General features: G+C 74.5%; 21 protein-coding genes. 7 read left to right on the plus strand and 14 right to left on the minus strand.

The features are described 5' to 3' along the window. Positions 1 to 296 precede the first annotated feature (296 nt). From ACK2IS_RS14680 to ACK2IS_RS14695, 4 genes are all read right to left on the minus strand, one after another. On the minus strand, positions 297 to 1,352 hold the full coding sequence (locus ACK2IS_RS14680; protein WP_409484030.1) for a sulfate/molybdate ABC transporter ATP-binding protein: 1,056 nt from the start codon (positions 1,350 to 1,352) through the stop codon (positions 297 to 299). A 119-nt stretch (positions 1,353 to 1,471) separates the two neighbouring features. Further along, complete coding sequence (locus ACK2IS_RS14685) at positions 1,472 to 2,269, minus strand: ABC transporter permease (RefSeq protein ID WP_409484031.1); 798 nt, start codon at positions 2,267 to 2,269, stop codon at positions 1,472 to 1,474. Then, positions 2,266 to 3,144: a molybdate ABC transporter substrate-binding protein gene (modA, locus tag ACK2IS_RS14690; protein WP_409484032.1), complete on the minus strand. Its 879-nt coding sequence runs from the start codon at positions 3,142 to 3,144 to the stop codon at positions 2,266 to 2,268. Before modA ends, ACK2IS_RS14685 begins: the two co-directional genes overlap by 4 nt. Next, positions 3,141 to 3,548 carry a molybdopterin-binding protein gene (locus tag ACK2IS_RS14695; RefSeq protein WP_409484033.1) on the minus strand — a complete coding sequence of 136 codons (408 nt, stop codon included), beginning with the start codon at positions 3,546 to 3,548 and terminating at the stop codon, positions 3,141 to 3,143. The genes modA and ACK2IS_RS14695 overlap by 4 nt, the downstream gene beginning before the upstream one ends. A gap of 164 nt (positions 3,549 to 3,712) precedes the next feature. Here ACK2IS_RS14695 and ACK2IS_RS14700 point away from each other — a divergent pair, with 164 nt between their 5' ends. Then, positions 3,713 to 4,144, plus strand: a complete 432-nt coding sequence (locus tag ACK2IS_RS14700; RefSeq protein ID WP_409484034.1) for a cupin domain-containing protein — start codon at positions 3,713 to 3,715, stop codon at positions 4,142 to 4,144. 88 nt (positions 4,145 to 4,232) lie between these two features. On the opposite strand, the gene ACK2IS_RS14705 is transcribed toward ACK2IS_RS14700, so the two are convergent. Then, positions 4,233 to 5,504, minus strand: coding sequence for a saccharopine dehydrogenase family protein (locus tag ACK2IS_RS14705; RefSeq protein ID WP_409484035.1), 1,272 nt, complete (start codon positions 5,502 to 5,504; stop codon positions 4,233 to 4,235). An 88-nt stretch (positions 5,505 to 5,592) separates the two neighbouring features. On the opposite strand from ACK2IS_RS14705, the gene ACK2IS_RS14710 reads away from it, so the two are divergent. Further along, positions 5,593 to 7,101, plus strand: a complete 1,509-nt coding sequence (locus ACK2IS_RS14710; protein ID WP_409484036.1) for a long-chain-fatty-acid--CoA ligase — start codon at positions 5,593 to 5,595, stop codon at positions 7,099 to 7,101. 116 nt (positions 7,102 to 7,217) lie between these two features. Here ACK2IS_RS14710 and ACK2IS_RS14715 read toward each other — a convergent pair whose 3' ends face one another. Both ACK2IS_RS14715 and ACK2IS_RS14720 read right to left on the minus strand, forming a co-directional pair. Further along, positions 7,218 to 8,345, minus strand: a complete 1,128-nt coding sequence (locus ACK2IS_RS14715) for a hypothetical protein (protein WP_409484037.1) — start codon at positions 8,343 to 8,345, stop codon at positions 7,218 to 7,220. 120 nt (positions 8,346 to 8,465) lie between these two features. Continuing rightward, a complete protein-coding gene (locus tag ACK2IS_RS14720; RefSeq protein WP_409484038.1) occupies positions 8,466 to 8,975 on the minus strand; it encodes a GNAT family N-acetyltransferase in 510 nt (169 codons plus the stop codon). Between the two features lie 96 nt (positions 8,976 to 9,071). Between ACK2IS_RS14720 and ACK2IS_RS14725 the strand changes: the two genes are divergently transcribed. Beyond that, entirely contained in the window at positions 9,072 to 9,377 is a 306-nt protein-coding gene (locus ACK2IS_RS14725) for a hypothetical protein (RefSeq protein WP_409484039.1), read from the plus strand. Between the two features lie 98 nt (positions 9,378 to 9,475). Here ACK2IS_RS14725 and ACK2IS_RS14730 read toward each other — a convergent pair whose 3' ends face one another. Together ACK2IS_RS14730 and ACK2IS_RS14735 are read right to left on the minus strand one after the other, a co-directional pair. After that, the gene (locus tag ACK2IS_RS14730) at positions 9,476 to 11,005 is read right to left on the minus strand and encodes a Mur ligase family protein (RefSeq protein WP_409484040.1); all 1,530 of its coding nucleotides are present in this window, start codon (positions 11,003 to 11,005) and stop codon (positions 9,476 to 9,478) included. Continuing rightward, positions 11,002 to 11,778 (minus strand): alpha/beta fold hydrolase, encoded by a 777-nt coding sequence (locus tag ACK2IS_RS14735; protein WP_409484041.1) that lies wholly within the window; start codon positions 11,776 to 11,778, stop codon positions 11,002 to 11,004. The genes ACK2IS_RS14730 and ACK2IS_RS14735 overlap by 4 nt, the downstream gene beginning before the upstream one ends. 328 nt (positions 11,779 to 12,106) lie before the next feature. On the opposite strand from ACK2IS_RS14735, the gene ACK2IS_RS14740 reads away from it, so the two are divergent. The 4 genes from ACK2IS_RS14740 (at position 12,107) to ACK2IS_RS14755 (ending at position 19,414) form a co-directional block, all read left to right on the plus strand. Continuing rightward, positions 12,107 to 13,675, plus strand: a complete 1,569-nt coding sequence (locus tag ACK2IS_RS14740; RefSeq protein WP_409484042.1) for a GGDEF domain-containing protein — start codon at positions 12,107 to 12,109, stop codon at positions 13,673 to 13,675. Between the two features lie 153 nt (positions 13,676 to 13,828). Beyond that, positions 13,829 to 15,562, plus strand: coding sequence for a diguanylate cyclase (locus ACK2IS_RS14745; RefSeq protein WP_409484043.1), 1,734 nt, complete (start codon positions 13,829 to 13,831; stop codon positions 15,560 to 15,562). A gap of 49 nt (positions 15,563 to 15,611) precedes the next feature. Then, entirely contained in the window at positions 15,612 to 17,501 is a 1,890-nt protein-coding gene (locus tag ACK2IS_RS14750) for an ABC transporter ATP-binding protein (RefSeq protein WP_409484044.1), read from the plus strand. Further along, entirely contained in the window at positions 17,498 to 19,414 is a 1,917-nt protein-coding gene (locus ACK2IS_RS14755) for an ABC transporter ATP-binding protein (protein ID WP_409484045.1), read from the plus strand. The genes ACK2IS_RS14750 and ACK2IS_RS14755 overlap by 4 nt, the downstream gene beginning before the upstream one ends. Before the next feature lie 237 nt (positions 19,415 to 19,651). Here ACK2IS_RS14755 and ACK2IS_RS14760 read toward each other — a convergent pair whose 3' ends face one another. The 5 genes from ACK2IS_RS14760 to ACK2IS_RS14780 form a co-directional block, all read right to left on the minus strand. Next, the gene (locus ACK2IS_RS14760; protein WP_409484046.1) at positions 19,652 to 20,872 is read right to left on the minus strand and encodes an acyl-CoA dehydrogenase family protein; all 1,221 of its coding nucleotides are present in this window, start codon (positions 20,870 to 20,872) and stop codon (positions 19,652 to 19,654) included. Continuing rightward, a complete protein-coding gene (locus ACK2IS_RS14765; RefSeq protein ID WP_409485685.1) occupies positions 20,872 to 21,954 on the minus strand; it encodes a phosphotransferase family protein in 1,083 nt (360 codons plus the stop codon). The genes ACK2IS_RS14760 and ACK2IS_RS14765 overlap by 1 nt, the downstream gene beginning before the upstream one ends. Beyond that, positions 21,954 to 22,409: a MaoC family dehydratase gene (locus tag ACK2IS_RS14770; RefSeq protein WP_409484047.1), complete on the minus strand. Its 456-nt coding sequence runs from the start codon at positions 22,407 to 22,409 to the stop codon at positions 21,954 to 21,956. The genes ACK2IS_RS14765 and ACK2IS_RS14770 overlap by 1 nt, the downstream gene beginning before the upstream one ends. 142 nt (positions 22,410 to 22,551) lie before the next feature. After that, positions 22,552 to 23,340: a 3-oxoacyl-ACP reductase FabG gene (gene fabG, locus ACK2IS_RS14775; protein WP_409484048.1), complete on the minus strand. Its 789-nt coding sequence runs from the start codon at positions 23,338 to 23,340 to the stop codon at positions 22,552 to 22,554. A 129-nt stretch (positions 23,341 to 23,469) separates the two neighbouring features. Continuing rightward, complete coding sequence (locus ACK2IS_RS14780) at positions 23,470 to 24,234, minus strand: SDR family oxidoreductase (RefSeq protein ID WP_409484049.1); 765 nt, start codon at positions 24,232 to 24,234, stop codon at positions 23,470 to 23,472. Positions 24,235 to 24,314: the final 80 nt, after the last annotated feature.

Raw genomic sequence — 24,314 nt, forward strand, 5'->3', positions numbered from 1 at the left:
ACGGCTGACGGCGGTCCGCGCACGCCCGCGGCCTTGTCGTCACCGCCGCGCCCTGTCAGGCTCGGGACATGACGAACGACCGGTGGGCTACCTGGCTGGACCGGCTGCCCGACCTGGCGCTGCGGCTGCTGGCGGGAGTCCTCGCGAGCTGGGCCGGGGTGCAGGCCGCGCACGACCGCTGGACCCAGACGGCGGTCGTCGGAGTGGTCGCGCTGGCCCTCATGGCGCTCGGGATGCGGCTCCGCCGGCGCCGGCTGCAGCGGGCGTCCGCGGCGAGCCCGGTCGCCCCGGACGACTCAGCCGTCGCCCGGGGCGGGCAGGAGGCGCACGTTCTGCGCCTTGACCGCGAGGCTGACGGGCACACCAGGTCGCAGACCGAGCTCGGCGACCGCGAGCGGGGTCACGTCGGCGGCGAGCCGGATCCCGCTCGCGGTGTCCGCCGTGAGCCGCACCGCCCCTGACCGGGCGGCGAGGTCGGCGACTCGAGCGGGTATGACGGTGCGCGGGCTACCGGTGACGGTTCCGACGTGGACGGCGACGTCGGCGGGGTCCCACAACGCCACCGCCGCAGCGCCGACGGGAACCGGCCCGCGCCCGTGGACGCGGGTGCCGTCGGCAAGCTCGATCGCGTCGGGACCGACCGCCCGACCGCGCACCAGCGTCCGCCCGGCCAACCGCGCCCCGAACCCGCTCCGCGGCGCGCCCAGCACCTCGGCCACCGTTCCTCGCTCCGCGACCCGCCCGCCCTCCAGCACGGTCACGTCGTGGGCGAGGCCGGCGACGTCGAGCGGGTCGTGGGTGACGAGCAGGGCCCGGACGCCGCTGTCGTGCAGCACCGCTCGCAGCACCTGGCGCATCTGCGCGGCCACGTCGACGTCCAGCGCGGAGAGCGGCTCGTCGAGCAGCAGCACGGCGGGCTCAGCCGCGAGCGCCCGGGCCAGGGCCACCCGCTGGGCCTGACCGCCCGAGAGCCGGTCCCCGCGCTGCCGCGCGAGATCGGCGGCGCCCACCCGCTCCAGCCACTTCGCCGCGACCGCGTCGGCCGCCCGGCGTGACAGTCCTCGCGCCCGCGGACCGAAGGCCACGTTGGTCCGCACGTCCAGGTGGGGGAAGACGAGCGGGTCCTGCCCCAGCAGCGTCACCCCGCGCCGGTGCGCCGGGATCCACGTGACACCGTCCTGCAGCACGCGCTCCCCCACCACGACCTCGGCGCCTGGCGCCCGCAGCAGCCCCGCGACCACGGCGAGCAGCGTGGACTTGCCTGCTCCGTTGGGTCCGACGAGCGCGGACACCCCTGGACCGGCGAAGGACTCGTCGACGTCGAGCCCGCGGTGCGGCACCCGCGCGCGCACCTGCAGGGTGGGCGCGGGTCCGGGCGGCGGCTGACTCCGTGACCAGGCCTCGTCTCCGCAGAGCCCCTCGGGTCCCGCGTCAGGGCGCGCACCGCCCGGCCGCCCCTCGGCATACCTGCTCATGACGCCGGCCTGCGCAGGTGCACCAGCCCGACCACGACGGCTGCGACGACCACCAGCACGAGCGAGAGGGCTACGGCCGCAGCGGGATCGGTCTCGCGCGCGAGGTAGATCTCCAGCGGCAGGGTGCGGGTGACGCCGGGCAGCGAGCCGGCGAAGGTCAGCGTCGCGCCGAACTCGCCCAGCGACCGGGCGAAGGCCAGCACCGCCCCGGAGGCAACCCCGGGCAGCACGAGCGGCAGGGTCACCCGGCGCAGCACCGTCGTCGGCCCCGCCCCGAGCGTGGCGGCCACCTGCTCGTGGCGTCCGCCCGCGCTGCGCAGCGTCCCCTCCAGGGACATGACGAGGAAGGGCAGCGCCACGAAGGCCTGCGCCAGCACCACCGCCAGGGTCGTGAATCCCACTCGCACGCCTGCCAGCTCGAGGTAGTGCCCGACCAGGCCCCGGCGCCCGAGCGTGGTCAGCAACGCGATCCCGCTGACCACGGGCGGCAGCACGAGCGGGAGCAGCACGAGCATCCGCAGCACCGACAGCCCGGGCCAGGCGGCGCGGGCCAGCACCAGCGCGAGCGGCACCCCGAGGACCAGGCACAGCGCGGTGGACGCGGCGGCGGTGCGCAGGCTCAGGGCCAGGGCCTCGACCGAGGCGGGCGCGCTGACCAGGCCCCACCACCGGTCCCAGGGCACCTGCGCGACCAGGGCGAGCAGCGGTATGCCGACGAACGCCGCCCCCACCGCAGCGGGCAGCCGGACCCAGCGCGGCAGCGGTGTCGCCGAGATGGCACCCGCCCGCCTCACGGTGCCCGGAAACCCAGCTGCGTCAGGACGGCTCGTCCCGTGGGCCCGCGGACGAGGTCGACGAAGGCCGCCGCGTCGAGGCTGCCCCTGCTCGCCGCGGTGAGGGCGATCGGATAGACGTTGACGGCCTTGTCCGCCTCCGGGAGGGGGACGCTGGTGACGGCCGCTCCCGCCCCCGCGGCGTCGGTGCGGTAGACCAGGCCGGCGTCGGCCTGGCCGGACGTGACCTTGCCGAGGACGTCGCCGACCGACTGCTCCTCGCTCACCGGCTCGAGGGTCACCCCGGCGGCGTGCTGGACGGTGGTGGCCGCGGCGCCGCACGGGACCTGGGGTGCGCAGACGACGACCTGCGTCCCCTCCTTGGCGAGGTCGGCCAGCGAGGTCACGCCCCGCGGGTTGCCGGGGGCGGTGACGATGGTGAGCGTGTTGGCCGCGAAGGGCGTGGGGACGCCCGTGACCAGGGACCCGGCGACGGCCTTGCCCATGGTCCGCTCGTCGGCGGTCGCGAGGACGTCGGCGGGGGCGCCCTGCTCGAGCTGGGCCACCAGGTCGCTGGACCCCGCGAAGCTGAACCGCACCCGCACCCCGGGGTGCGTCCGCTCGAAGTCCTGCCCGAGGCGGGTGAAGGCGCGCCGCAAGGAGGCGGCGGCGAGGACGGTGACGACGCGGGCGTCCCCGGGACGCCCGGCCTGCGCCGTGCCCGTCGACGACGCGCCCCGGGCCGGGTCTGCGTGCGCCGTGGCGCTTCCCGACCGGACAGGGGTGGTCCCGGGCGCCGCAGCGCCCTCGCCGGACCCCCCGAGGCAGCCCGTCAGCCCGAGGGACCCGACGACGGCCAGGGGGACGGCCCGCAGGACCACCGGCGGACGACTCATGACTGACCGCCCGGGGTCTCGACGATGACGGTGGTGGCCTTGACGACCGCGACGGCCAGGACGCCGGGCTCCAGGCCGAGCGACTCGGCGGAGCGCCGGCTCATCAGCGACACGACGCCGAACGGCCCGCACTGGAGCGTCACCTCGGCCATCACCCCGTCGACGAGCACCTCGGTGACCAGGCCGACGAGGCGGTTGCGGGCAGACGAGCCGACCCCGAGCACGTCGGGCAGCTCACCGGACTGCTCCCGCGCCACCCGGGCCAGGTCCACCCCGTCGAGCACGATCCGGCCCGAGCCGTCCCGGCCGGCGGCCAGCTGACCCTGGTCGACCCACCGACGCACCGTGTCGTCGCTGACGCCCAGCAGCGCTGCCGCGTCCCGCACCCGGATCTGATCACCCACACCGGGATCCTAGCCGCACCTGCGTCGGCAGCATGGCGCGACCGCCGCAGATGCGGAAACCGCGCCGGCCCGCCGCCAGGCCATGGTGGTGAATCCGGGTTCACCGGCTACCGTCCCGTCAACGGGGCCGCAGCAGGCGCCCCGACACCGTCCGGGGGGACACCATGCACCACGCACGCCGGCACCACGACGCACTCCTACCCAGCCCGATCGACCCCTCCTGGGTCGTCGCGGGAGACCCGGTGGCTCATGCCACCCGGTGGGGCGGATCGCCGGACGGGAGGCTGACGACCTTCGTCTGGTCGTGCACCGCCGGCACCTTCGACTGGCGCTTCGGGTGTGACGAGATCATCCACGTCGTCGAGGGCTCGGTGACCGTGACCAGTCCGGAGGGCGTCACGACGACGCTGGGCGTCGGGGACTCGGGCTACTTCCCGGCCGGGACCGTATGGCGCTGGCAGGTGCCGACATACGTCCGCAAGCACGCCACCCTGGTCGCGCCCGTGCCGGGCGTGGTCACCTGGTGCCTCGGCCTGGCACGCCGGGCCAAGCAGCTCGTGACCGGGAGCCGCACCCCCTCACCTGCGAGCCCGTGAGCCCGTGAGCCCGTGAGCCCGTGAGCCCGGACCAGGTGACGGGACGGGCAGGCCCGGCGCCCCTGACCGTCACCGTCGGCGGCGACGGTCAGGGGCGCCGCTCGGTCCGCACCACGAAGCCCTGGGACACCAGGCGGGCCGCGCAGGCCTCGCCCAGCCCCGTCGCCGGCGTGAGCACCCCGGTCAGGGCGGGCAGCCGGGGGCGGTCGAGCACCAGGGTGAGGGCAGCCTCGCCGATCATGACAGCCGTGCCGTCGTACCCGGGGTCGTGCGGCGCCGCCACCGTGGTGACATACCGCGCCCCGGTGGTCGTGGTCGCGTGCACCTCCATGACGAACTCGCCGCGGGCGCGGGCCTGCTCGCTCGGCCCCTCGCCGGGCGACGGGAGCACCCGGTCCACGACCTGCCGCAGCCCCGGCGTCGCGAAGCCGGTGGCCAGGGCGGGCAGCACCGACGCCATGCCCAGGGCCTTGAGCGGCGCGAGCCGCCCTCGCCCGGTGTCGACGACCTCGCGATAGCGCAGACCCCGGCCGTAGGCCCAGCCCACGAGCGCGTTGCTGCGGCGCACCACCTGGGCGTTGAAGCCGCCCATGAAGAACGGCGCCGCCCACGACCCCGTGTCCGCGGACCGCTCCAGCACCACCTGGCCGACGCGCCCCTCCGGCTCGGGCTCCGCGGCCCGGTCGGGGCTCAGGGCATAGGGATCCATGACCCTGCGGGCGAGCGAGCGGTCGCCGCGCACGCTGTCGACCTGCAGCCGCATCGAGTCGAGCGTGCCGCCGCTGATGCCACCCCGCATCCGCCGGACGTGCAGCGTGGTCTCGGTGAGGGTGCCCTGCTCCTCCTCGCGGGCGTGGTCGGCGGTCAGCAGCACCCCGAGGTCGGACGGCATCGAGTCGAACCCGCAGGAGTGGACGATCCGCGCGCCCGAGCGGCGGGCGACCTCGTCGTAGCGGTCGATCGAGTCGCGCACGAAGAGCGTCTCCCCGGTCAGGTCGACGTAGTCGGTGCCGGCGTAGGCGCACGCCGACACCAGCGGAAGGCCGTGCCGCGCATAGGGACCCACCGTCGACAGCACCACATGGGTGTGCTCGGCCAGCACCGCCAGCGAGTCCTCGTCCGCGGAGTCCGCCACGACGAGCGACCAGCGGCCCGCCGACGCCGGCAGCGAGCGGCGCACCTGTGCCAGCCGCTCCCGCGAGCGGCCCGCGAGGCCGATCCGCACCCCCGCCGGGGCGTGGCGGGCCAGGTGCCCGGCGATCAGCCGGCCGACATACCCCGTCGCCCCGTAGACGACGACGTCGAGGTCGCGGTCCCGGTCTCGGCCGATGGTGGTCTCGGTCACGCTCTGCAGGCTCATGCGTCGATCATGCCCTGGACGGCGCTGTCGCGGTCAACCCGACCGCCCTACGCTCCCCCCACGGCAACGACGCCCACCGGAGGACACCATGACCAACCTCGCGACCATCCTGACGACCACGGCCCGACGGCAGCCCGGGCACGTCGCGCTGCGGCAGGACGAGCAGGAGCTCACGTATGCCGAGCTCGAGCACCGGTCCGCGCTGGCCGCCGGCTGGTTGCAGGGCCAGGGGGTGCGGCCGGGCGATCCGGTCGTGCTGAGCCTGCCCAACGTCACGGCCTTCGTGATCGCCTACTACGGGATCCTGCGCGCGGGCGGCGTGGTCGTGCCGATGAACCCGATGTTCAAGCCCCGCGAGATCGAGTACTACCTGCGCGACTCCGGCGCCCGGCTGATCGTCGCCGCGACCCCCGACGCCGCCGAGGGCGCCCGCGAGGCGGACGCGACCTTCGTCGACGTGCAGGAGCTGCCCGCGCTGCTGGCCGCGGCCACGCCGCTGGCCGAGGTCGTCGACCGCGACGACGACGACACCGCGGTCATCCTCTACACCTCCGGCACCACCGGCCGGCCCAAGGGCGCCGAGCTGCGCCACCGCAACCTGCTCAGCAACGCCCGCACCACCAACGACACCCTCGTCCGCCTCACCCCCGACGACACCGTGATCGGCTGCCTGCCGCTGTTCCACGTCTTCGGGATGACCTGCGCCATGAACACCGCCGTCCTCGCCGGCGCCACCCTGACCCTGATCCCGCGGTTCACCCCGGACCAGGCGCTGCGCGTCGTCGAGCGCGACCGCGCCACGGTCTTCGAGGGCGTCCCGACCATGTATGCCGCGATGCTGCAGGCCGCCCGCACCCTCGCCGCCGAGGGCTCGCCGGTGCCCGACCTGTCCTCGCTGCGCACCTGCGTCTCCGGGGGCGCGTCGCTGCCGGTCGAGGTGCTGCGGGCCTTCGAGGAGACCTTCGGGGCGATGATCCTCGAGGGCTACGGCCTGTCCGAGACCTCACCCGTCGCGTCGTTCAACCACCCCGACGCCGAGCGCAAGCCCGGCTCCATCGGCACCCCGATCCGCGGCGTGGAGATGGCGCTGCGCACCCCGGAGGGCGGGCCGGTGCCGCCCGGTGAGGTCGGCGAGATCGTCATCCGCGGCGAGAACGTCATGCGCGGCTACCGGGGTCGCCCCGACGCGACGGCGGCGGCCATCGACGCGGACGGGTGGTTCCGGTCCGGCGACCTGGGGCGCGTGGACGAGGACGGCTACTACTTCATCGTCGACCGGGCCAAGGACATGATCATCCGCGGCGGCTACAACGTCTATCCGCGTGAGGTCGAGGAGGTCCTCTACGAGCACCCGGCCGTGCTGGAGGCCGCCGTGGTCGGCATACCGCACGAGCTGTACGGCGAGGAGGTCGCGGCCTTCGTGGCGCTGCGGCCCGAGTCGGGGTTGGCGGGCTCCGACGAGACCGCGGCCGAGCTGCGGACCTTCTGCCAGGAGCGACTGGCGGGGTACAAGTACCCGCGCGAGATCCGGTTCGTGGACGCCCTGCCGAAGGGCGCGACCGGCAAGATCCTCAAGCGCGAGCTCCCCACGCCCTGACCCCGCCAGCTGCCCCTGGTGGCGCGCCGGAGGAGACGGGGGGCGGCGGATGCGACGGATGCGACGAGGGGAGCCGCGCCACCCTCTGGGCGGTGCGGCTCCCCCGTCGGCGCGGGTCAGCGCTGCGGGCCGAGACCCGTCAGCTTGCCGGAGATGCCGCCGGCGGCGCGCAGCGCGGCCCCCTCCTCGAAGGACGTCGTCGGCACGCGGTGGCTCGCCAGCTTGGCCTCCTCGACCATGGCGAGCAGCATCTTGCCCGGGTCCTCGTCGGGCCAGAGGTAGAGCGCCATCGCGCCGGGGATCGAGTTGACCTCGTTGACGAAGATCTCGGTCCCGTCGGTCAGGAAGTCCACGCGGTTGATGCCGGTCAGGCCGGTCAGCTCGGCGACCTTGGTCGCGAGCTCGCGCGCCGTGGCCTCCAGCTCGGGGCTGATCCGGGCCGGCAGCTCGCGCGGCGCGGAGGTCATGCCGTCGGCGCCGCCGCCCATGTACTTCCCGGCGTAGTCGTAGATCGCGCCACCCTCCTTGCGCAGGGGCTTCTCGATCAGCGAGGTCTTGAGCTCGGGCGCGGTGGTGAACGAGATGTTCAGGTCCCACAGGTCGTCGCGGAAGGGCTCCACGACGGCGCCGGCGCGCATGTGCAACGAGCTCTTGAGCAGGGCCAGCGCGGTGTCGTGGTCGTCGACGACCTCGATGCCGATCGAGCTGCCGCCGAACCGCGGCTTGACGATGTAGGGGCCCTGGAAGGTCGGGCGGAAGGTCGGCGAGACGATCTCGCGGCGCAGCGTGGGGACGCCGGCGTCGGCCATGAGCGCGCCGAACGCGAGCTTGTCCATGCCGAGCGCCGCGGCCGCCGGGGAGGAGCCGGTCGTGGGGACGCCCAGCAGCTCGAAGAGCGCCTGCGTGCCGCCGGACTCGCCGGCGCCGCCGTGCAGGGCGAGCAGGACCGCGCCGAGCTCGAGCTTCTTGGTGCCGCGGAAGCCGGCCTTCATGTGGAATCCGTCCTCGGCGCCGGCGCCGAGCTTGAGCTCGACCTTCTGCGCCTTGGCCGGTGCGCCGTCGAGGTAGTCGCGCGCCTCGGTCTGCGGCGGGACCGCGTGCCAGCGGCCGCCGCGGTCCCAGTAGAGGCACTGGACCTGGGCGCCGGCGCGCTGCAGGACGCGCTCGCACTGCAGGCCGGTGAGGATCGAGATGTCGTGCTCGGCCGAGGGCCCGCCGAAGACGACGGTCACGGTCTGGGGCATGGTCTGGGTGACCTTTCTGCAGACGTTCTGGTGGGTTTGGTGCTGATCGTATGCCGGTGGCCGGACCTCGCTGACCCGGCGGCTGTCCGGCGCGCCGCCCGACACCGGCCCGGCACCCGCTCAGGGGGTGACGCCGCCACCGAGGTCGGCCGTCGCGCCGACGCGCCCCGCCCCCGCGGCCGCGAGCGCGAAGCCCGCCGACCGCAGCAGCCCCTGGGCGGCGACGTTGGTCTGCGCGGTGTCGGCGACGACTCGCCGGGCGCCCTGACGTCGTGCCTCGGCGAGCACGAGTCTGGTTGCCGCCGTGGAGATCCCGCGACCCCGAGCGGAACGGGCCAGCCAGATCCCGGTCTCCAGGACGCCGGGCTCGTCGGTCACCCGCAGCCGCACGCACCCCACCGGGTCGACGTCGGTCAGGATTGCCCAGATCGCCTCCCCGGCCGGCCCGGTCAGCCCGGCCCGGCAGCGGCGGTGGTAGTCCTCGAACCACGCGACCCGCTCGGGCGTCCAGTCGTCGCCCGGGGTGATCGGCGCAGTGACCTCACCCGCCGTGGCGTCGGTGGTGGCCACGGTGACCAGGCGGGCGAGCAGCTCGTCGTCGACGGCGGCGAGGGTGACGGTGGCGTCCATGCCGCGAGCCTAGGGGCACCGCCCCCGGCACACGACCCCTCGCGGACGCGCCGAACTGCCCGCACCGAGCAGGGCGCCGCGACTAGCCTGGACGACATGAGCGATGACCTGGTGGCCGTGGTGGTGGTGCTGGGCGTCGTGGTGTCGGCGCTCGTCCTGATCGGCGTGCTCAGCGCCCGTGACACCCGGTCGGCCCTCGACGGGCCCGTCCGGGTGCAGGACCCGGCCAAGAGGCGCTGGGGGGCGGCCTACCTCGACCCGGACGACCCGCGGGTGTGGGTGCCGCGCCCGGCGGGCAACGGCTGGGATCCCAACCTCGCCACCACCGGCGGCCGCCTGGTCCTGGCGGCGCTGCTCGGCATACCCCTCGCCGTCGTGGCTGCCGCCCTGCTGCTGGCCTGACGCCCGAGGCCGTCCGACGACCCGGCCGGACAGCGGGCGTCAGGACAGCAGCAGGTGGGTCCGGGCCAGGACCGCGAGGTGCTCGACCAACGGCCTGGTCAGGCGTAGTGGTCGGGCAGGTCGTTCTCGAAGAGGACGACGTCGCCGGCCGTGGCCTGGGCCATGATCTCGGCCGCCGCGGCCTCCCGCGAGGGATAGGTGCGCACCTCGCCCGGCTGCCCCTGCGCGCCGGCGAGCAGCGCCCGCCGGTTGGTCAGGCCGGTGATCGCCAGCACCTGGTCGTCCGCGGCCGTCGCGGCGGCGGCGAAGGACCGGTTGCGCGCCGCCTGCTGGTCACCGAGCTCGACCATGCCGGGGGTGATCGTGTAGATCCGCCCGCCCTCGCCCACGGCGGCCCGCGCGGACCGCAGCGCCGACGCGGCGCCGTCGGGGTTGGAGTTGTAGGTGTCGTCGATGACCGCGACCCCGCGCTCGTCGCGCTGCAGCTCGGCGCGGTGGGCCGCACCCGGCAGGTCGACCATCAGGGGCGCCAGCGACGCGGCAGGCACGTCGAGCGCCCGCGCGATGCCCACGGCGACCGCGAGGTTGATCGGGTGGCCGGCGGGCGGCCCGTCCACGGTCGTGACGTGCTCGCCGTCGACGGTGACCGCCCAGCGGTCCCCCTCGGGGGCGACGACCACGTCGGCCCAGGCCCCGGCGGTCGCGGAGCAACGCACGACCCGCTTGGCCCCCTCGAGCCGGTCGGCGAGGGCCGCGAGCTCGGGCACGTCGACGTTGAGCACCGACACGGCCGCGTCCTCGGTGATCTCGGACTTGGCGGCGACGATGGTCTCGCGGTTCTTCATCCGCTCCAGGTGGGCCTCGCCGATCGTGGTGATCGCGGCGATCGTGGGCGGGAAGACCTTGCACAGCTCGCGGATCTCGCCGGGGCCGTAGGTCCCCATCTCGGCCACGAACACCTCGGTGCCGGGCACGAGCCGGTCGTTGACGGTGCGCGACAGCCCCATGAGGTTGTTGAACGACGCCGGCGACGCGACGGCGGCGTGCGAGCGCGAGAGCAGCTGGTTGACGTAGAGCTTGGTCGACGTCTTGCCGTAGGACCCGGTGATCGCGACCACGGTGGGGCGCATCCGGCGCAGCTTGTCCTGCGCCTCGACGACGAACTTCTGCGCCATCCGGCGCTCCACCGGCCGCATGATCGCCATGGCCAGGTCCACCAGCGGCACCGCGAGCAGGGCGACCACGGCGGCGGCATACGGCCCGCGCGCGAGCCCGGCGGCCGCGGCGAGCACGAGCTGCAGGCCGACGGTCACGGCCGAGAGCCGCTTCATCCGGTCGGTCCACGCGAGCGCCTTGGTCGTGCCACGCACGGGCAGACCGAGCGGCCAGGCGGCGATGGCGGCGAGCCCGACGAGGGTGAACGGCTTGCTCCACAGGCCCGCGCCGATGCAGATGGCGGCGGCGCCGAGCAGCACGGCGTTCTCCGGCTTGACCTCGGTCCACAGCCGCGCCATGGCGGTGTCGCGGCCGGGCTCGTAGTGCTCCCGCTGCGCGACCCGCAGCCAGCGCGAGTCCTCGGCGGCGAGCGCGGCGGCCACGGCGGCCCAGGTGACGACGTCGAGGATCACGGGCGGGACTCCTTGGGGCTGGCGAGGACGCGGTCCAGGGCGGACCGCAGGTGGGCGACGAGGGCGTCGTCGAGCAGGTGGGCGGACCCCTCCACGACGTCGAGCTGGGCGGTGGGGCCGACGAGCTCGGCGGCGGCGCGCGCCATGGCGACAGGAGCCGCGGTGTCCCCTGCCCCCCAGACCATCTCGGTCGGTATGCCGGCGGCGCGCACGGCCTCCAGCTCGCGGGTGTAGTCCTCGTTGACGGCCTTCACCAGCACGGTGCGCAGCACGCCCTGGGCGGCGTTGTAGTCGGCGGAGCCGTACTTCTTGCGGTAGCGGTCGACGACGGACCCGGGGACGATCCCGCGCTTGTGCAGGGCCTTGGCGACGCGCAGGTCCAGCGGGCCACGGGCCGGCTTGGCGCCCGCCGGGGCGAGCTGCGCGCGCAGCAGCGGCACGCCGGTGAGCACGAGCCCCGCGACCCCCTCCGGCCGCAGCCGGGCGGCGTGCACCGCCACCCGCCCGCCGAAGGAGTGACCCATCAGCACCACGGGGGCGGCGGGGTCGAGCAGGGGCAGCAGCTGGTCGGCATACTGCTCGGTCGACCAGCCGTCGGGCGGCGGCGCGGTGGCTCCGAAGCCGGGCAGGTCGAGCGCGAGCGCGTCGTGGTCGCGCAGCACGGGGGCCCAGTCGTGGCGGGTGCGGGCCCAGCCGTGCAGGGCGATGACGCGGGGGTGGCCGGAGCCGTGCTTCTCGGCCATCACCTGGCCGTCGAGGAGGGTAGTCAGCACCGTGCCAGTCTAGGCGGGCACCGCCCCCGCCCAGCCACCCCTGGCGGCGGACCGGGCCCGCACCTGCCCATGGGGTATTCGAGGGCTCTCCGGCCGACGCCGACACCACCAGGATCGTGTGCGTCGACCGCCGGATTCCGGCGGTCGACGCACACGATCCTGGTGAGGGGAGGGCGGGCGTCCGAGGGAGCCGGAACCCCGTCGTCAGCCGGCCGACGCCGCCCTCACGGGTCGCACCTGACGGCTCTGCCCCGATGCTCGTCGCTCGGCAGGCTCAACTCCGTGACGATCCGTGGTCAGGTCCTCGACCGTTCCCTAGGGTGGGCCCATGGCTGCCGACGTCCCCGACCCGCACGCGGTCGAGCGGATCTGGCAGCAGCGGTACCGCGACCCCTCCGGCTTCCGGGAGTCGGTCGCCGCGCTGCCCGCCCACCCGGTCCGGACCTTCCTGCAGTCCCGGGTGGCGCTGGCCGACGGCGACCTGGGGCGCTGCCTGCAGCTGTGCGCCGAGGCCGAGGACGGGCTGCGCGAGGACGACGTATGGCGGGCCCGGCTGCTCGAGACCCGCGGCAACGTCCTGCTCCCCCTGGGGCTGCTGGACGAGGCGCAGGGCTCGCTCGCGGCCGCCTCCGAGCTCTACCACCGGCTGCAGGACCCGGTGGGCGTCGCCAGCTCCCTGCAGAACATCGCCACCCTCCGGTTCCAGGCCGACGAGACCGCGCTGGAGCTCTACCTCGAGGCCCTCGCCCTGGCTGAGCAAGCGGCGGACCCCGCCCTCGTCGGCGTCATCCGCCTGAACCTCGCCCACGTGGGGGCCGACACCGGCATGCCCTGGGAGGAGCGGGAGGCGCTGGCTCGATCGGCCGAGGCGATCCTCGCCGTCGAGGCACCGGACCTCGCGGTGAGCGCCCGGTGCGTGCTCGTCGACCTGGCCCTGCTGCGTGACGACCTGGTCGGGGCCCGGCGGGAGGCCGACCTGCTCCCCGACCCGCTGACGACCCCTGACCCCAAGCTGCGCGCCGCCGTCGCCAGGGCGATCGGTGCGGTCGCGCTCGCGCAGGGGCGGGCGGAGAGCGTCATACCCGTGGTGGAGACCGTCCTGGAGGCCGGTGGGGACCGGACCGCCGAGCCCCTGCTCCTGCAGCTGCTCTCCGACCTGCAGGCGCAGGCCGGGCGGCCGGAGCAGGCCCTGGAGACCGCCCGGCGCGCCTTCGAGGAGCTGCGGGTCGTCGGGGCCGAGGACCGCACCACCGCGGCCCGGGCCCTGGACGTGTGGCACCGGTCGTCGCTGCTGCGGCAGGAGCGGGAGGCCGCCCGCGAGCGCGCCGCCTCCCTGGAGGACGCCCTGGCCGAGCTGAGCCGGGCGACGGCGCAGATCCGCGAGCTGAGCGTCCGGGACCCGCTCACCGGCCTGCACAACCGTCAGCACCTGATGGACGCCGGGGTGCGGCTCGTCGCGAGCGCCCGTCCAGGTCGACCGGCCCAGGTCGCCCTCGTCGACCTGGACGAGTTCAAGCGCATCAACGACACCCTGGGGCACGCGGCGGGCGACGCCGTCCTGCAGGCCTTCGCGAGGGTGCTGGTCGAGCACCTGCCGCCGTCGGACCTGGTGGCGAGGTACGGCGGCGAGGAGTTCGTCGTCGTCCGCCCGCCGGCCGGCCCGGACGACCGGCGGCGGCCCCTGGCCGCCGACCTGGACGGGCTGCGGGCCGTCGCCGGGAGCACCCGGGCCCGTGATCCCCTCGGCCGCCTGCTGCCCGGCGTCGCCATGAGCATCGGCGTGGTCGAGCTGACCACCCCCGACCTGCCGTCGGCGCTGCTGGTCGCGGACCGCGGCATGTATGCCGCGAAACGCTCCGGCGGTGACCGCGTGACCGGTCCCGAGCCGGTCGAATGACCTCCTTGCGAACCGCTGACCGGCGGATCCACCACGCAGACCGCACCGGCCACGCCGCCCCCCGCACGGTGCGGCCGAACCCTCCCGCCCGGCCGCACCGGGCGGGCGCCGCCTGGTGCGGCGCACACCACGCCGTCGCGGCAGGATGGGCGCGTGACCACCCCCTCGACCACTCCCCCCGGCGGCGGCACCGGCACCGCGGACGACCCCGACCTGATCACGCGCCTGGACCGGGTGTGGCGGGAGCGGCACCGCTCCGCCGACCTCTTCGCCCAGCAGGTCGCCGCCCTGCCGGACCACCCGGTCACGGCGGTGCTGCGGGCCCGCGCGACGTGGGCCGTGGGCCGGATGGATGAGGCCCTCGCCCTGGCGATCGAGGCCGAGGAGGCCATCGGCAGGCCGTCCCCGGGCGAGCCCGATCCCACCGGCCGTGACCTGTGGCGGGCCCGGGCCCTGGAGACCACGGCGATCGTCCTGTCGGGGCTGGGCCTGGAGCGGGAGGCGCAGGACCGCTTCGTCGAGGCCGGCCGTCTCTTCGAGGTGCACGGCGACGTCGTAGGTCGAGCCGGCGTGCTGCAGAACTCCGCGGTGCTGAGCATGCACTCCTACGAGCGGGCCACGGAGCTGTTCCTGGAGGCGCTGGAGCTGGCTCGCCGGGTGGACGCGCCCACGCTGCTGGGCGTGATCCAGCTCAACATCGGTGAGATGGCCCTGCGCAAGGGAGATCTCGCCCAGGCGCAGGACTGGGTCCGGCAGGCGCTGGTCGTACTCGCCGACACGTGGCCCGAGGTCCACCTCAAGGGGCGCTGCCTGCTGGCCGAGTCCTGCCTCGTCGGCGGCGACGTGGCCGCGGCGCGGGACCTGCTCGCGGACGCCCCGAGGCCGGAGGAGGTGCGCAACACCGTGGTGCGCCTGGCCCTGGCCCGTATCACGGCGGCGCTGGAGGTGCGCGCCGGGCACCCGGAGCGCGCGGTCCGGATCCTGCAGGACCAGCCGGCCGACCAGCTCTCGGCCTACGAGGAGGTGCAGCTGCAGACGGCCCTGTCCGCGGCGGCGGAGGCGGCCGGTGACCTGCGTCTGGCCCTGGCCGCGGCCCGGCGGTCGGCCACGATCTCCGACCAGCTGCGCGAGGGCGACGCCACCCGGCAGGCCCGGGCCCTGGACGCCTGGCACCGGCGCGGTCACCTGCTGCGTGACCGGGCCGCCGCGCAGGGCCGTGCCGACGCCCTCGAGCAGGCCCTCGCCGAGCGGCAGGCGGCGCTGGACGAGCTGCGGGTCGCGCACGAGCGGATCCGTGAGCTGGGCTCCCGGGATGCGCTGACCGGGCTGCACAACCGCCAGCACCTCACCGACGTGGCCCCCGACCTGATCGCCGGCAGCAGCCGGGAGCGGCCCGCCCAGGTGGCCCTGATGGACCTGGACCGTTTCAAGGTGATCAACGACACCTTCGGTCACGCCACGGGTGACACGGTGCTGCGGGTCTTCGGGGAGGTCCTGCGCGCGCACCTGCCGCCGACGGACCTGGTCACGCGGTACGGCGGGGAGGAGTTCGTCGTCGTCCGCCCGCCTGCGCCCGACGGGCGGGCCACCGCGTCGCTCGCCGACGACCTGGACGCGCTGCGCGGGGTGGCCCGGGAGGCGCTGCCGACACCCGCCGACGGGCAGGCGGTGCCGGTGATCTCGGTGAGCATCGGGGTCACCACGGTGGAGCACCCCGACCTGGACCAGGCGCTCCACGCCGCCGACGACCGGATGTACGCCGCCAAGCGCGCCGGGGGCGACCGGGTCTGGGCCTGCGTGGCTCCCTGCCTGGGGCGGCCGTCGCGCACCCTGGGCCCCGCCACCGCCCGGCCGCACGGTGCCGCCCCGGAGGTGGCTGCGGGCTGAGTCCGCCGTCCCCGGGAGCATGTCGGTGCCCGGTGCCAGACTGGCGGTGATGCCGACACTTCCGCCGCGACCCGCACGGGTGCGCGCCACCACGTCCCTGCACCGACTCATGCACTACCTGCGGCCCGTCCGGGCTCGCTTCCTGCTGTCGTTCGCGGCGGCGCTGGCCGGGATCCTGACGTCGATCTCGATCCCCCTGATCACCGGGCGGATCATCGACGGCCCGGTGGCCCACCGGGACGGGCGGGGACTGCTCACCCTGGGCCTGCTCGCGCTGACGCTCGGCGTGACCGAGGCGACGCTGATCCTCGTCCGGCGCTGGGTCGTGAGCCGGGCCATGCAGGAGGTCGAGGCGTCGATCCGCAAGGAACTGTACGCCCACCTGCAGCGGCTCCCCGCGAGCTTCCACTCGCGATGGCAGTCCGGGCAGCTGCTGTCGCGCATGATGTCCGACCTGGGGACCCTGCGGCGGTTCCTCGGCTTCGCGCTGATCTTCCTGGTCACCAACCTGCTGCAGATCGCCGTGGTCGTCGGCCTGCTGCTGCGGATGGCCTGGCCCCTCGGGCTCGTGGTCCTCGCCTCCGTGGTTCCGGTCGCCCTGCTCGTGCACCGCACCGAGCACGCCCTCACCACCGTCTCCCGCGAGGTGCAGGACCAGACCGGCGACGTCGCCACCTCCGTCGAGGAGGGCGCCCACGGGCTGCGGGTGATCAAGAGCTTCGGCCGCGCCGACCACGTCTACGCGACCTTCGACGAGCGGGCCCGGCGGCTGCGGGCGACGTCGCTGCGCAAGGTGCGGCTGACCTCGCTGTTCTGGACCTTCCTGGAGGTCATCCCCAACCTCACCCTCGTCGTGGTGCTCGGGCTCGGGGCCCTCGCCGTCGCGGACGGCCGGATCACCCTGGGGACCCTGGTCGCCTTCCTCACCCTGATGCTCTCCCTGGTGTGGCCGGTCGCCTCCCTCGGCTTCCTGATCTCGATGCTGCAGGAGACCATGACCGCCGCCGACCGGGTCACCGAGGTCATGGACTCCCCGCTCGAGATCGCCGACGGGCCCGGCGACCTCGACCGGCCCCGCGGGCACCTGCGCCTGGAGGGGGTCTGCTTCCGGTTCCCCGACGCCGACGAGGACGTGCTGCACGACGTCCACCTCGACCTGGCGCCCGGCGAGACCGTCGCCCTGGTCGGTGCCACCGGCTCCGGCAAGACCACGCTCACCAGCCTGATCCCCCGGCTGCGCGACGTCACCGCAGGTCGCGTCACCATCGACGGCGTCGACGTCCGCGACCTGCGGCTGGAGTCGCTGCGCCGGACCGTCGCGACGGCCTTCGAGGAGCCCACGTTGTTCTCCATGTCGGCGCGGGAGAACCTCACGCTCGGCCGCGAGGACGCCACCGACGCCGAGGTGACGCAGGCCGTCGAGGTCGCCCAGGCCGGCTTCGTCCACGACCTGCCCTGGGGCCTGGACACCCGCATCGGCGAGCAGGGCCTGTCGCTGTCGGGCGGCCAGCGGCAGCGCCTCGCGCTCGCCCGCGCGGTCCTCACCCACCCCCGCGTGCTCGTCCTGGACGACACCCTGTCCGCGCTCGACGTGCACACCGAGGCGCTGGTCGAGGAGGCCCTGCGGCGCGTCCTCGTCGGCGTCACCGCGGTGATCGTGGCGCACCGCGCCTCCACGGTGCTGCTCGCCGACCGGGTCGCCCTGCTCGAGGGCGGCACCATCACCCACGTCGGCACCCACGCCGAGCTCCTCGCGACCGTGCCCGCCTATCGCCGCCTCCTCGCGGCCGACGACGAGATCGACCCCGCCGAGCACACCGTCGGCGGGGACATCGACGAGCAGACCCTCGTGCTGGCCGGCAGCGACCGTGCGGCCAGGGAGCAGGGCCGCGACGCCCGCGACGCGCTCGACCACGACGGAGAGGACCACCACCGATGAGCCCGGCCACCGCCTCGCCGCAGGCGCGGCATACCGGATCCTCCCCCGAGGGCGAGCCCGACGACCGGGTCCGGCAGGAGGCCGACGGCAGCGCCGTCCGCGAGGGCTGGCGCGGGGTCGCCGGCGAGCACCTCGAGGACCGCTCCGAGGCCACCGGGCTGGCGCTGCAGGCCCGCAGCCGCGCCCTGCTGTGGGACCTGCTGCGCCCCCACAAGCGGCTCGTGTGGCTGCTGTGCCTGGTCGTGGTGGTCGAGAACCTCGCCCGCCTCGCCGTCCCCACGCTCGTCCAGCGCGGCATCGACCACGGCGTCCCGCCCCTCGTCGCGCACCAGGGCAACGCCGCGCTCGGGCAGGTGCTGACGCTGCTCGTCGTCGCCCTCGTGGTGCAGGCCACCACCCGGATCTTCTTCCTGTCCCGGTCCGGGCGGATCGGCCAGGACGTGCTGCTGGAGCTGCGCCGCCGGGTGTTCAGCCACTTCCAGCGGCTCGACGTGCAGTTCCACGACCGCTACACCTCCGGGCGGGTCGTCTCGCGGATGACCAGCGACGTCGAGGCCATCCAGGAGCTGCTCGCCACCGGCTTCGACGGGCTCGTCAACGCCGTGCTCACCATGGTCGGCACCGCGATCCTGCTGGTGCTCCTGGACCTTCGGCTCGGGGCGCTGTGCCTGCTCGCGTTCCCGCCGTTGCTGCTCGTGCTGCGGTGGTTCTCGCTGGCCTCGACCCGCAGCTACCGCACCGTCCGGGAGGCGTCGGCGCTGGTCATCGTGCAGTTCGTGGAGACGACGACGGGCATCCGCGCCGTCCAGGCCTATCGCCGTGAGCCCCGCAACCAGGAGATCTTCGGTGAGGTGGCCGACCGCTACCGCGACGCCAACACCGACGCCTTCCGGCTGATCGCGATCTTCATGCCCGCGGTGCGGCTCACGGGCAACCTCACCATCGCCATGGTGCTGCTGTACGGCGGCTGGCGGGTGATGCAGGGCGAGATGACCGTCGGCGTCCTCGCGGCCTTCCTGCTCTACCTGCGGATGTTCTTCGAGCCGATGCAGGAGATCAGCCAGTTCTACAACACCTTCCAGTCCGCCTCGGCCGCGCTGGAGAAGCTCTCCGGCGTGCTCGAGGAACAGCCCACCGTGGTCGAGCCGACCGACCCCACCCCGCTCGGCCGGGCCCACGGCGCCGTCCGGCTCGACCGGGTGCGCTTCGGCTACGACCCCGAGCGGCCCGTGCTGCCCGGCCTGGACCTCGACATACCGGCCGGTCAGACCCTGGCGCTGGTCGGCACCACCGGCGCCGGCAAGACCACCATCGCCAAGCTCGTCGCGCGGTTCTACGACCCCACGGCCGGTGCGGTGCGGCTCGACGGCACCGACCTGCGCGACCTCGCCGACGCCGACCTGCGGCGCAACGTCGTCATGGTGACCCAGGAGAACGTCATCTTCGAGGGCAGCGTCGCCGACAACATCGGCTTCGGGCGGCCGGGGGCGACGCGCGAGCAGATCGAGCAGGCCGCTCGGGCCGTCGGGGCCGACGCCTTCGTCGCCGGGCTGCCCGCCGGCTACGACACCGACCTGGGCAAGCGGGGCGGGCGGCTCTCGGCCGGTCAGCGCCAGCTGGTGGCCTTCGCACGGGCCTTCCTCGCCGACCCGGCGGTGCTGATCCTGGACGAGGCGACGTCCTCGCTCGACGTGCCCAGCGAGCAGCTCGTCCAGCGGGCGCTGCGCACGATCCTCGCCGACCGCACCGCGATCATCATCGCCCACCGGCTGTCCACCGTCGCGATCGCCGACCGCGTGCTGGTGCTGGAGCACGGGCAGGTCGTCGAGGACGGCTCGCCCGCCGAGCTGGCCGGGTCCGGCCAGGGGCGGTATGCCGCGCTCCACCAGGCGTGGCGGGACTCGCTCGCCTGACCGCAGCCCGGCTGGGCGCCCACGCCTGCGCCGGCGCACAGGTGTTCGCCAGGCCACACGTCTCACCCCGGAGCGGACGCCTGCGCCCTCGCCTCCCCCGGCGCGACGGTCTGAGCCGAGGGCGTTTGTCTCGCCCCAGGGCGTCCGTCTGCGGTCCGGCCACAGACCGACACCCCACCCCAGACCCACGCGCCCACCCAGTCCGACCCGCAGGCCGGTCCAGGTGGAGGGCACCGGTCAGGACCGGCCGGCGGCCCAGCGGCGCAGCTCGGTCTTGGCGAGCGAGCTCTTGTGGACCTCGTCGGGGCCGTCCGCCCAGCGCAGGGTGCGGATCCCGGCGAACATCGCGGCCAGCGGCAGGTCCTGGCAGATCCCGGCGCCGCCGTGCACCTGCATGGCCTTGTCCAGCACCCACTCCACCGTCCGCGGCGTCGCGATCTTGATGGCCTGGATCTCGGTGTGGGCGCCCTTGTTGCCGACCGTGTCCATGAGCCAGGCGGTCTTGAGGGTGAGCAGGCGCAGCTGCTCGACCCGCACCCGGGACTCGGCGATCCAGTCGCGCACCACACCCTGCTCGGCGAGCGGCCGCCCGAAGGCCACCCGCCGCGAAGCGCGCTCGCACATCAGGTCGATCGCGCGCTCCGCCAGACCGATCGAGCGCATGCAGTGGTGGATGCGGCCGGGGCCGAGCCGGGCCTGCGCGATCGCGAAGCCGCCGCCCTCCTCCCCGACGAGGTTGCTCGCGGGCACCCGCACGCCGTCGAAGACGAGCTCCCCGTGGCCGCCGTGGTCGTGGTCGTCATACCCGAAGACGGTCAGCCCGCGCTCCACCGTGAGCCCGGGGGTGTCCCGCGGCACGAGGATCATCGACTGCTGGCGGTGCCGCTCGGCGTCCGGGTCGGTCTTGCCCATCACGACGAAGACCTGGCAGTCCGGGTTCATGGCGCCGGTGGTCCACCACTTGCGCCCGTTCAGGACGTAGTCGTCGCCGTCGCGGCGGATGGTCAGCTCGATGTTGGTGGCGTCGGAGGACGCGACCGCGGGCTCGGTCATCGCGAAGCCCGAGCGGATCTCGCCGGCCAGCAGGGGCTTCAGCCACCGCTCGCGCTGCTCGGGGGAGCCGTAGAGCGCCAGCACCTCCATGTTGCCGGTATCGGGTGCGGCGCAGTTCATCGCGGGCGGCATCAGCTGGATCGAGCGCCCGGACAGCTCCGCGACGTGGGCGTACTGCAGGTTGCTCAGCCCCGCGCCGTGCTCGCCGAGGAGGAAGAGATTCCACAGGCCCCGCCGGCGCGCCTCGTCGCGCACCCGGCGGAAGGTCGGCGAGGCCGTCCACCGCCAGTCGAGATCTGCTGTCTCGGCGAGGAACTCGGCCTCCGCCGGGAGGACCACCTCGTCGAGGAAGCCCTGCGCCCGGTCCAGCCAACCCTGGGTGGTGCTGTCGATCCCGAAGTCCATCAGCCCTGCTCCTTCAGCGCACGCAGACCCCCGTCGATCAGCGGCTCGACATGGCCGCCGATCTCGGCGAAGCCCTCGCCCAGCGTCTTGCCCCGGACGTACCGGTAGTGGATGCCCTCGAGGATCACCGCGAGCTTGTAGCAGGCTAGGGCGACGTAGAACCCGAGGTCGGAGACGTCCCGCCCGCTCGCCACGGCGTAGCGGTCGAGCTGCTCGCGGGTCGTGAGATGGCCGGGCGCCCGCGACACGTCGGGCACGAGCGCGCTGCTCACGTCCAGGTCGGCGAGCTGCTGGTAGACCACGAGCAGGCCGAGGTCGGTGAGCGGGTCCCCCAGCGTGGCCATCTCCCAGTCGAGCACCGCCGTGACCCGGTCCGGCTCGTGCGGGTGACCGGCGGCGTCCGGGCCGGCGGCGGGGCTCGCGGACGCACCGGGGGCGACGAGCAGGTTGTCCAGGCGGTAGTCGCCGTGCACGATCGCCGGTCTCTGCTCCACCGGCACCGCGGCTGCCAGCCGGTCGTGCAGCTCCTCGACCCCGGCCAGGTCCCGTGACCGCGAGTGCTCCAGCTGGGTCGACCAGCGCCGCACCTGCCGCGGCAGGAAGCCCTCCGGCCGCCCGAAGTCCGCGAGCCCCACGCCTGCGGGGTCCACCGAGTGCAGCTCGGCGAGCACGTCCACGAGCCGCTCGCTGATCGCGCGAGTCCGCTGCGGCCCCAGGTCCTCCAGCTCCGCCGCGCGGCGGTATGGCGTGCCCTCCGCGCGCTCCATCACGTAGAACGGCGCCCCGATCACGCCCGGGTCCGCGCAGCACAGGTAGGTCGCGGGTACCGGCACGTCGGTCGCGGCCAGCGCCGACATCACCCGGTGCTCGCGCGTCATGTCGTGCGCGGTCGCGAGGACGTGGCCGAGCGGTGGTCGGCGCACCACCACGGTGGTCCCGGCGGCGTCGGTCACGGCATACGTCAGGTTGGACCGGCCGCCCGCGATCAGCCGCGCGGACAGCTCGCCCGACAGCAGACCAGGGCGCTCCCGCTCGAGGTGCCGGCGCAGGGCCACCAGGTCCAGGCCCTCGGGGGCGTCCATCACGGCACCACGAGATAGACGACCTCGGCGACGCAGGCAGGCCTGTCCGCCCCCTCGACCTCGACGGTCATGGTCAGGATCATCTGCAGGCCGGCCGTGGTCTCCACGGTGTCGGTCAGCTCGATGCCGACCCGGATCGCCCTGCCCACCCGCACCGGCGTCAGGAAGCGGATCTTGTTGGCGCCGTAGTTCATCCCCATGGTCACGCCGGTGACCTGGTAGACCTCCTCGAGCATGCCCGGGATCCGCGACAGGGTGAAGTAGCCGTGCGCGATGGTCCCGCCGAAGGGCGTCTCGCGTGCCGCCCGCTCCGGGTCGACGTGGATCCACTGGTGATCTCCCGTCGCCTCCGCGAACCGGTCGACCTGCTCCTGGGTCACCTGGTGCCACCCGGACCAGCCGAGGTGCTCGCCCGTGGCGGCGACGATCTCCTGGACCCCGTTGAACGTCTTCATGGACTGCTTCCTCTCGTCGTATGCCGGGCCACCGGCCCCCACCTCGGTCTTGCCGCTCAGGTCCCCGCGGGGTCGGCCAGACCGCTTCCTCGGCGACCGACCTCGCCCCGCTCCGGGCCTCGCTCGGGTCCTCACGGGTCGGTCAGTCGCGTGGCCCGCCGGCCACGTAGATCACCTGCCCGCTCACGAAGCCGGACTCCTCGCCGCACAGCCAGGAGGCGGTCGCCGCGACGTCCTCGGGCAGCCCGACGCGCCCCACCGGGATCTGCGCGACCGCCCCGGCCAGGAAGTCCTCGAAGGTCACCCCCATCCGCTCGGCCGTCGCGCGGGTCATGTCGGTGGCGATGAAGCCCGGCGCGATCGCGTTGCAGGTCACCCCGAAGCGCCCGAGCTCGATGGCCAGGGTCTTGGTGAAGCCCTGCAGCCCGGCCTTGGCGGCGGCGTAGTTGGCCTGGCCCCGGTTGCCCAGCGCGGAGGTCGACGACAGGGTGACGATGCGGCCGTGGCGAGCCTCGGTCATGTGCCGCTGCGCCGCCCGGCTCATCAGGAAGGCGCCGCGCAGGTGCACGCCCATCACCTGGTCCCAGTCGTCCAGGGTCATCCGGAACAGGAGGTTGTCGCGGAGGATCCCGGCGTTGTTGACCAGCACGGTCGGTGCGCCGAGCTCGGTGGCCACCCGCTGCACGGCGGCCTCCACCCGGTCCTCGTCGGAGACGTCGACCCCGACGGCGAGCGCCTGGCCGCCGGCCCGGGTGATCTCGTCGACGACGCCCTGGCAGGCGGACTCGTCCAGGTCGAGGACGGCCACGGCCATCCCGTCCGTGGCGAGGCGGCGAGCCACGGCGGCGCCGATGCCGCGGGCGGCCCCGGTCACGACGGCGGTCCGCTGCACGCGGGTGTCGCCCTGGGCTGCTTCGGGGTGGGTGGTCATCGGGTCTCCTCGTCGAGCGATGTGCCTGGGGCGCACCGGGTGCGGTGTGCCGGGGTGCGGTCCCTCGTCAGGGTGGCGGGTGCTGCTGGTCAGTCTCCGGCGGACCGGGCCGCCGTGCCAGTCGGTGTCTCAGCCGCCGATGGCGGAGCCGTCGACGAGGGTGGCGCCGCCGTCGAGGACCATGGTGTGCCCCGTGGTCCAGGCGGCGTCGTCGCTGAGCAGGTAGGCCACGGCGCCGGCGACGTCCTCGGGCTCGCCGAGCCGCTTGAGCGCGTAGCCGCGGGCGGCCTGCTCCTCCCGGCCGGTGTAGAGCGCCTCCGCGAACCTGGTGCGGACCACGGCGGGGGCGACGGCGTTGACCCGGATCGTGGGTCCGAGCTCGACCGCGAGCTCCTCGGTGAGGTGTAGCAGCGCCGCCTTGGACGCGCCGTAGAACGCGATCCCTGGTGCCGCCCGCAGCCCGGCGACGGACCCGACGTTGACGATCGCGCCGCCGTGCTCGCCGAGCCACGCGGCGTGCGCCTTCTGCACCCACGACAGCGCGGCCACGACGTTGGTGTCCAGGATCTTGCGGGCGACGTCGAGGTCGAGCTGCAGGAGGGGCCCGTAGGCCGGGTTGATCCCGGTGTTGTTGACCAGCAGGTCCAGTCGCCCCCAGCGGTCGAGCGCGGTGCGGACGGCCTCGTCCTGATGGTCGGGGTCGGCGGCATGTCCGGGTATGGCGACCGCGTGCTCCGCTCCCCCGAGCTGCGCCACGGCGGCCTCGAGCGCCTGGGGCTTGCGGGCCGTGATCACCACCCGGGCGCCCTCGTCGACGAGCCGCTGCGCGATGGCCAGCCCGATCCCCCGGGACGCCCCGGTGACGATCCCGACCTTGTCCTCGAACCCGTTCATGGCGAACCTCCTTGCTGCCCTGGCGAATCCTGGTGGGTCCGGCCGCGGTCCCGGCCGGACGACGACGGGCGACCTTGGTC

Origin of the sequence: Arsenicicoccus dermatophilus, assembly GCF_046267915.1 — a bacterium.
Classification (GTDB): Bacteria; Actinomycetota; Actinomycetes; order Actinomycetales; family Dermatophilaceae; genus Arsenicicoccus; species Arsenicicoccus dermatophilus_A.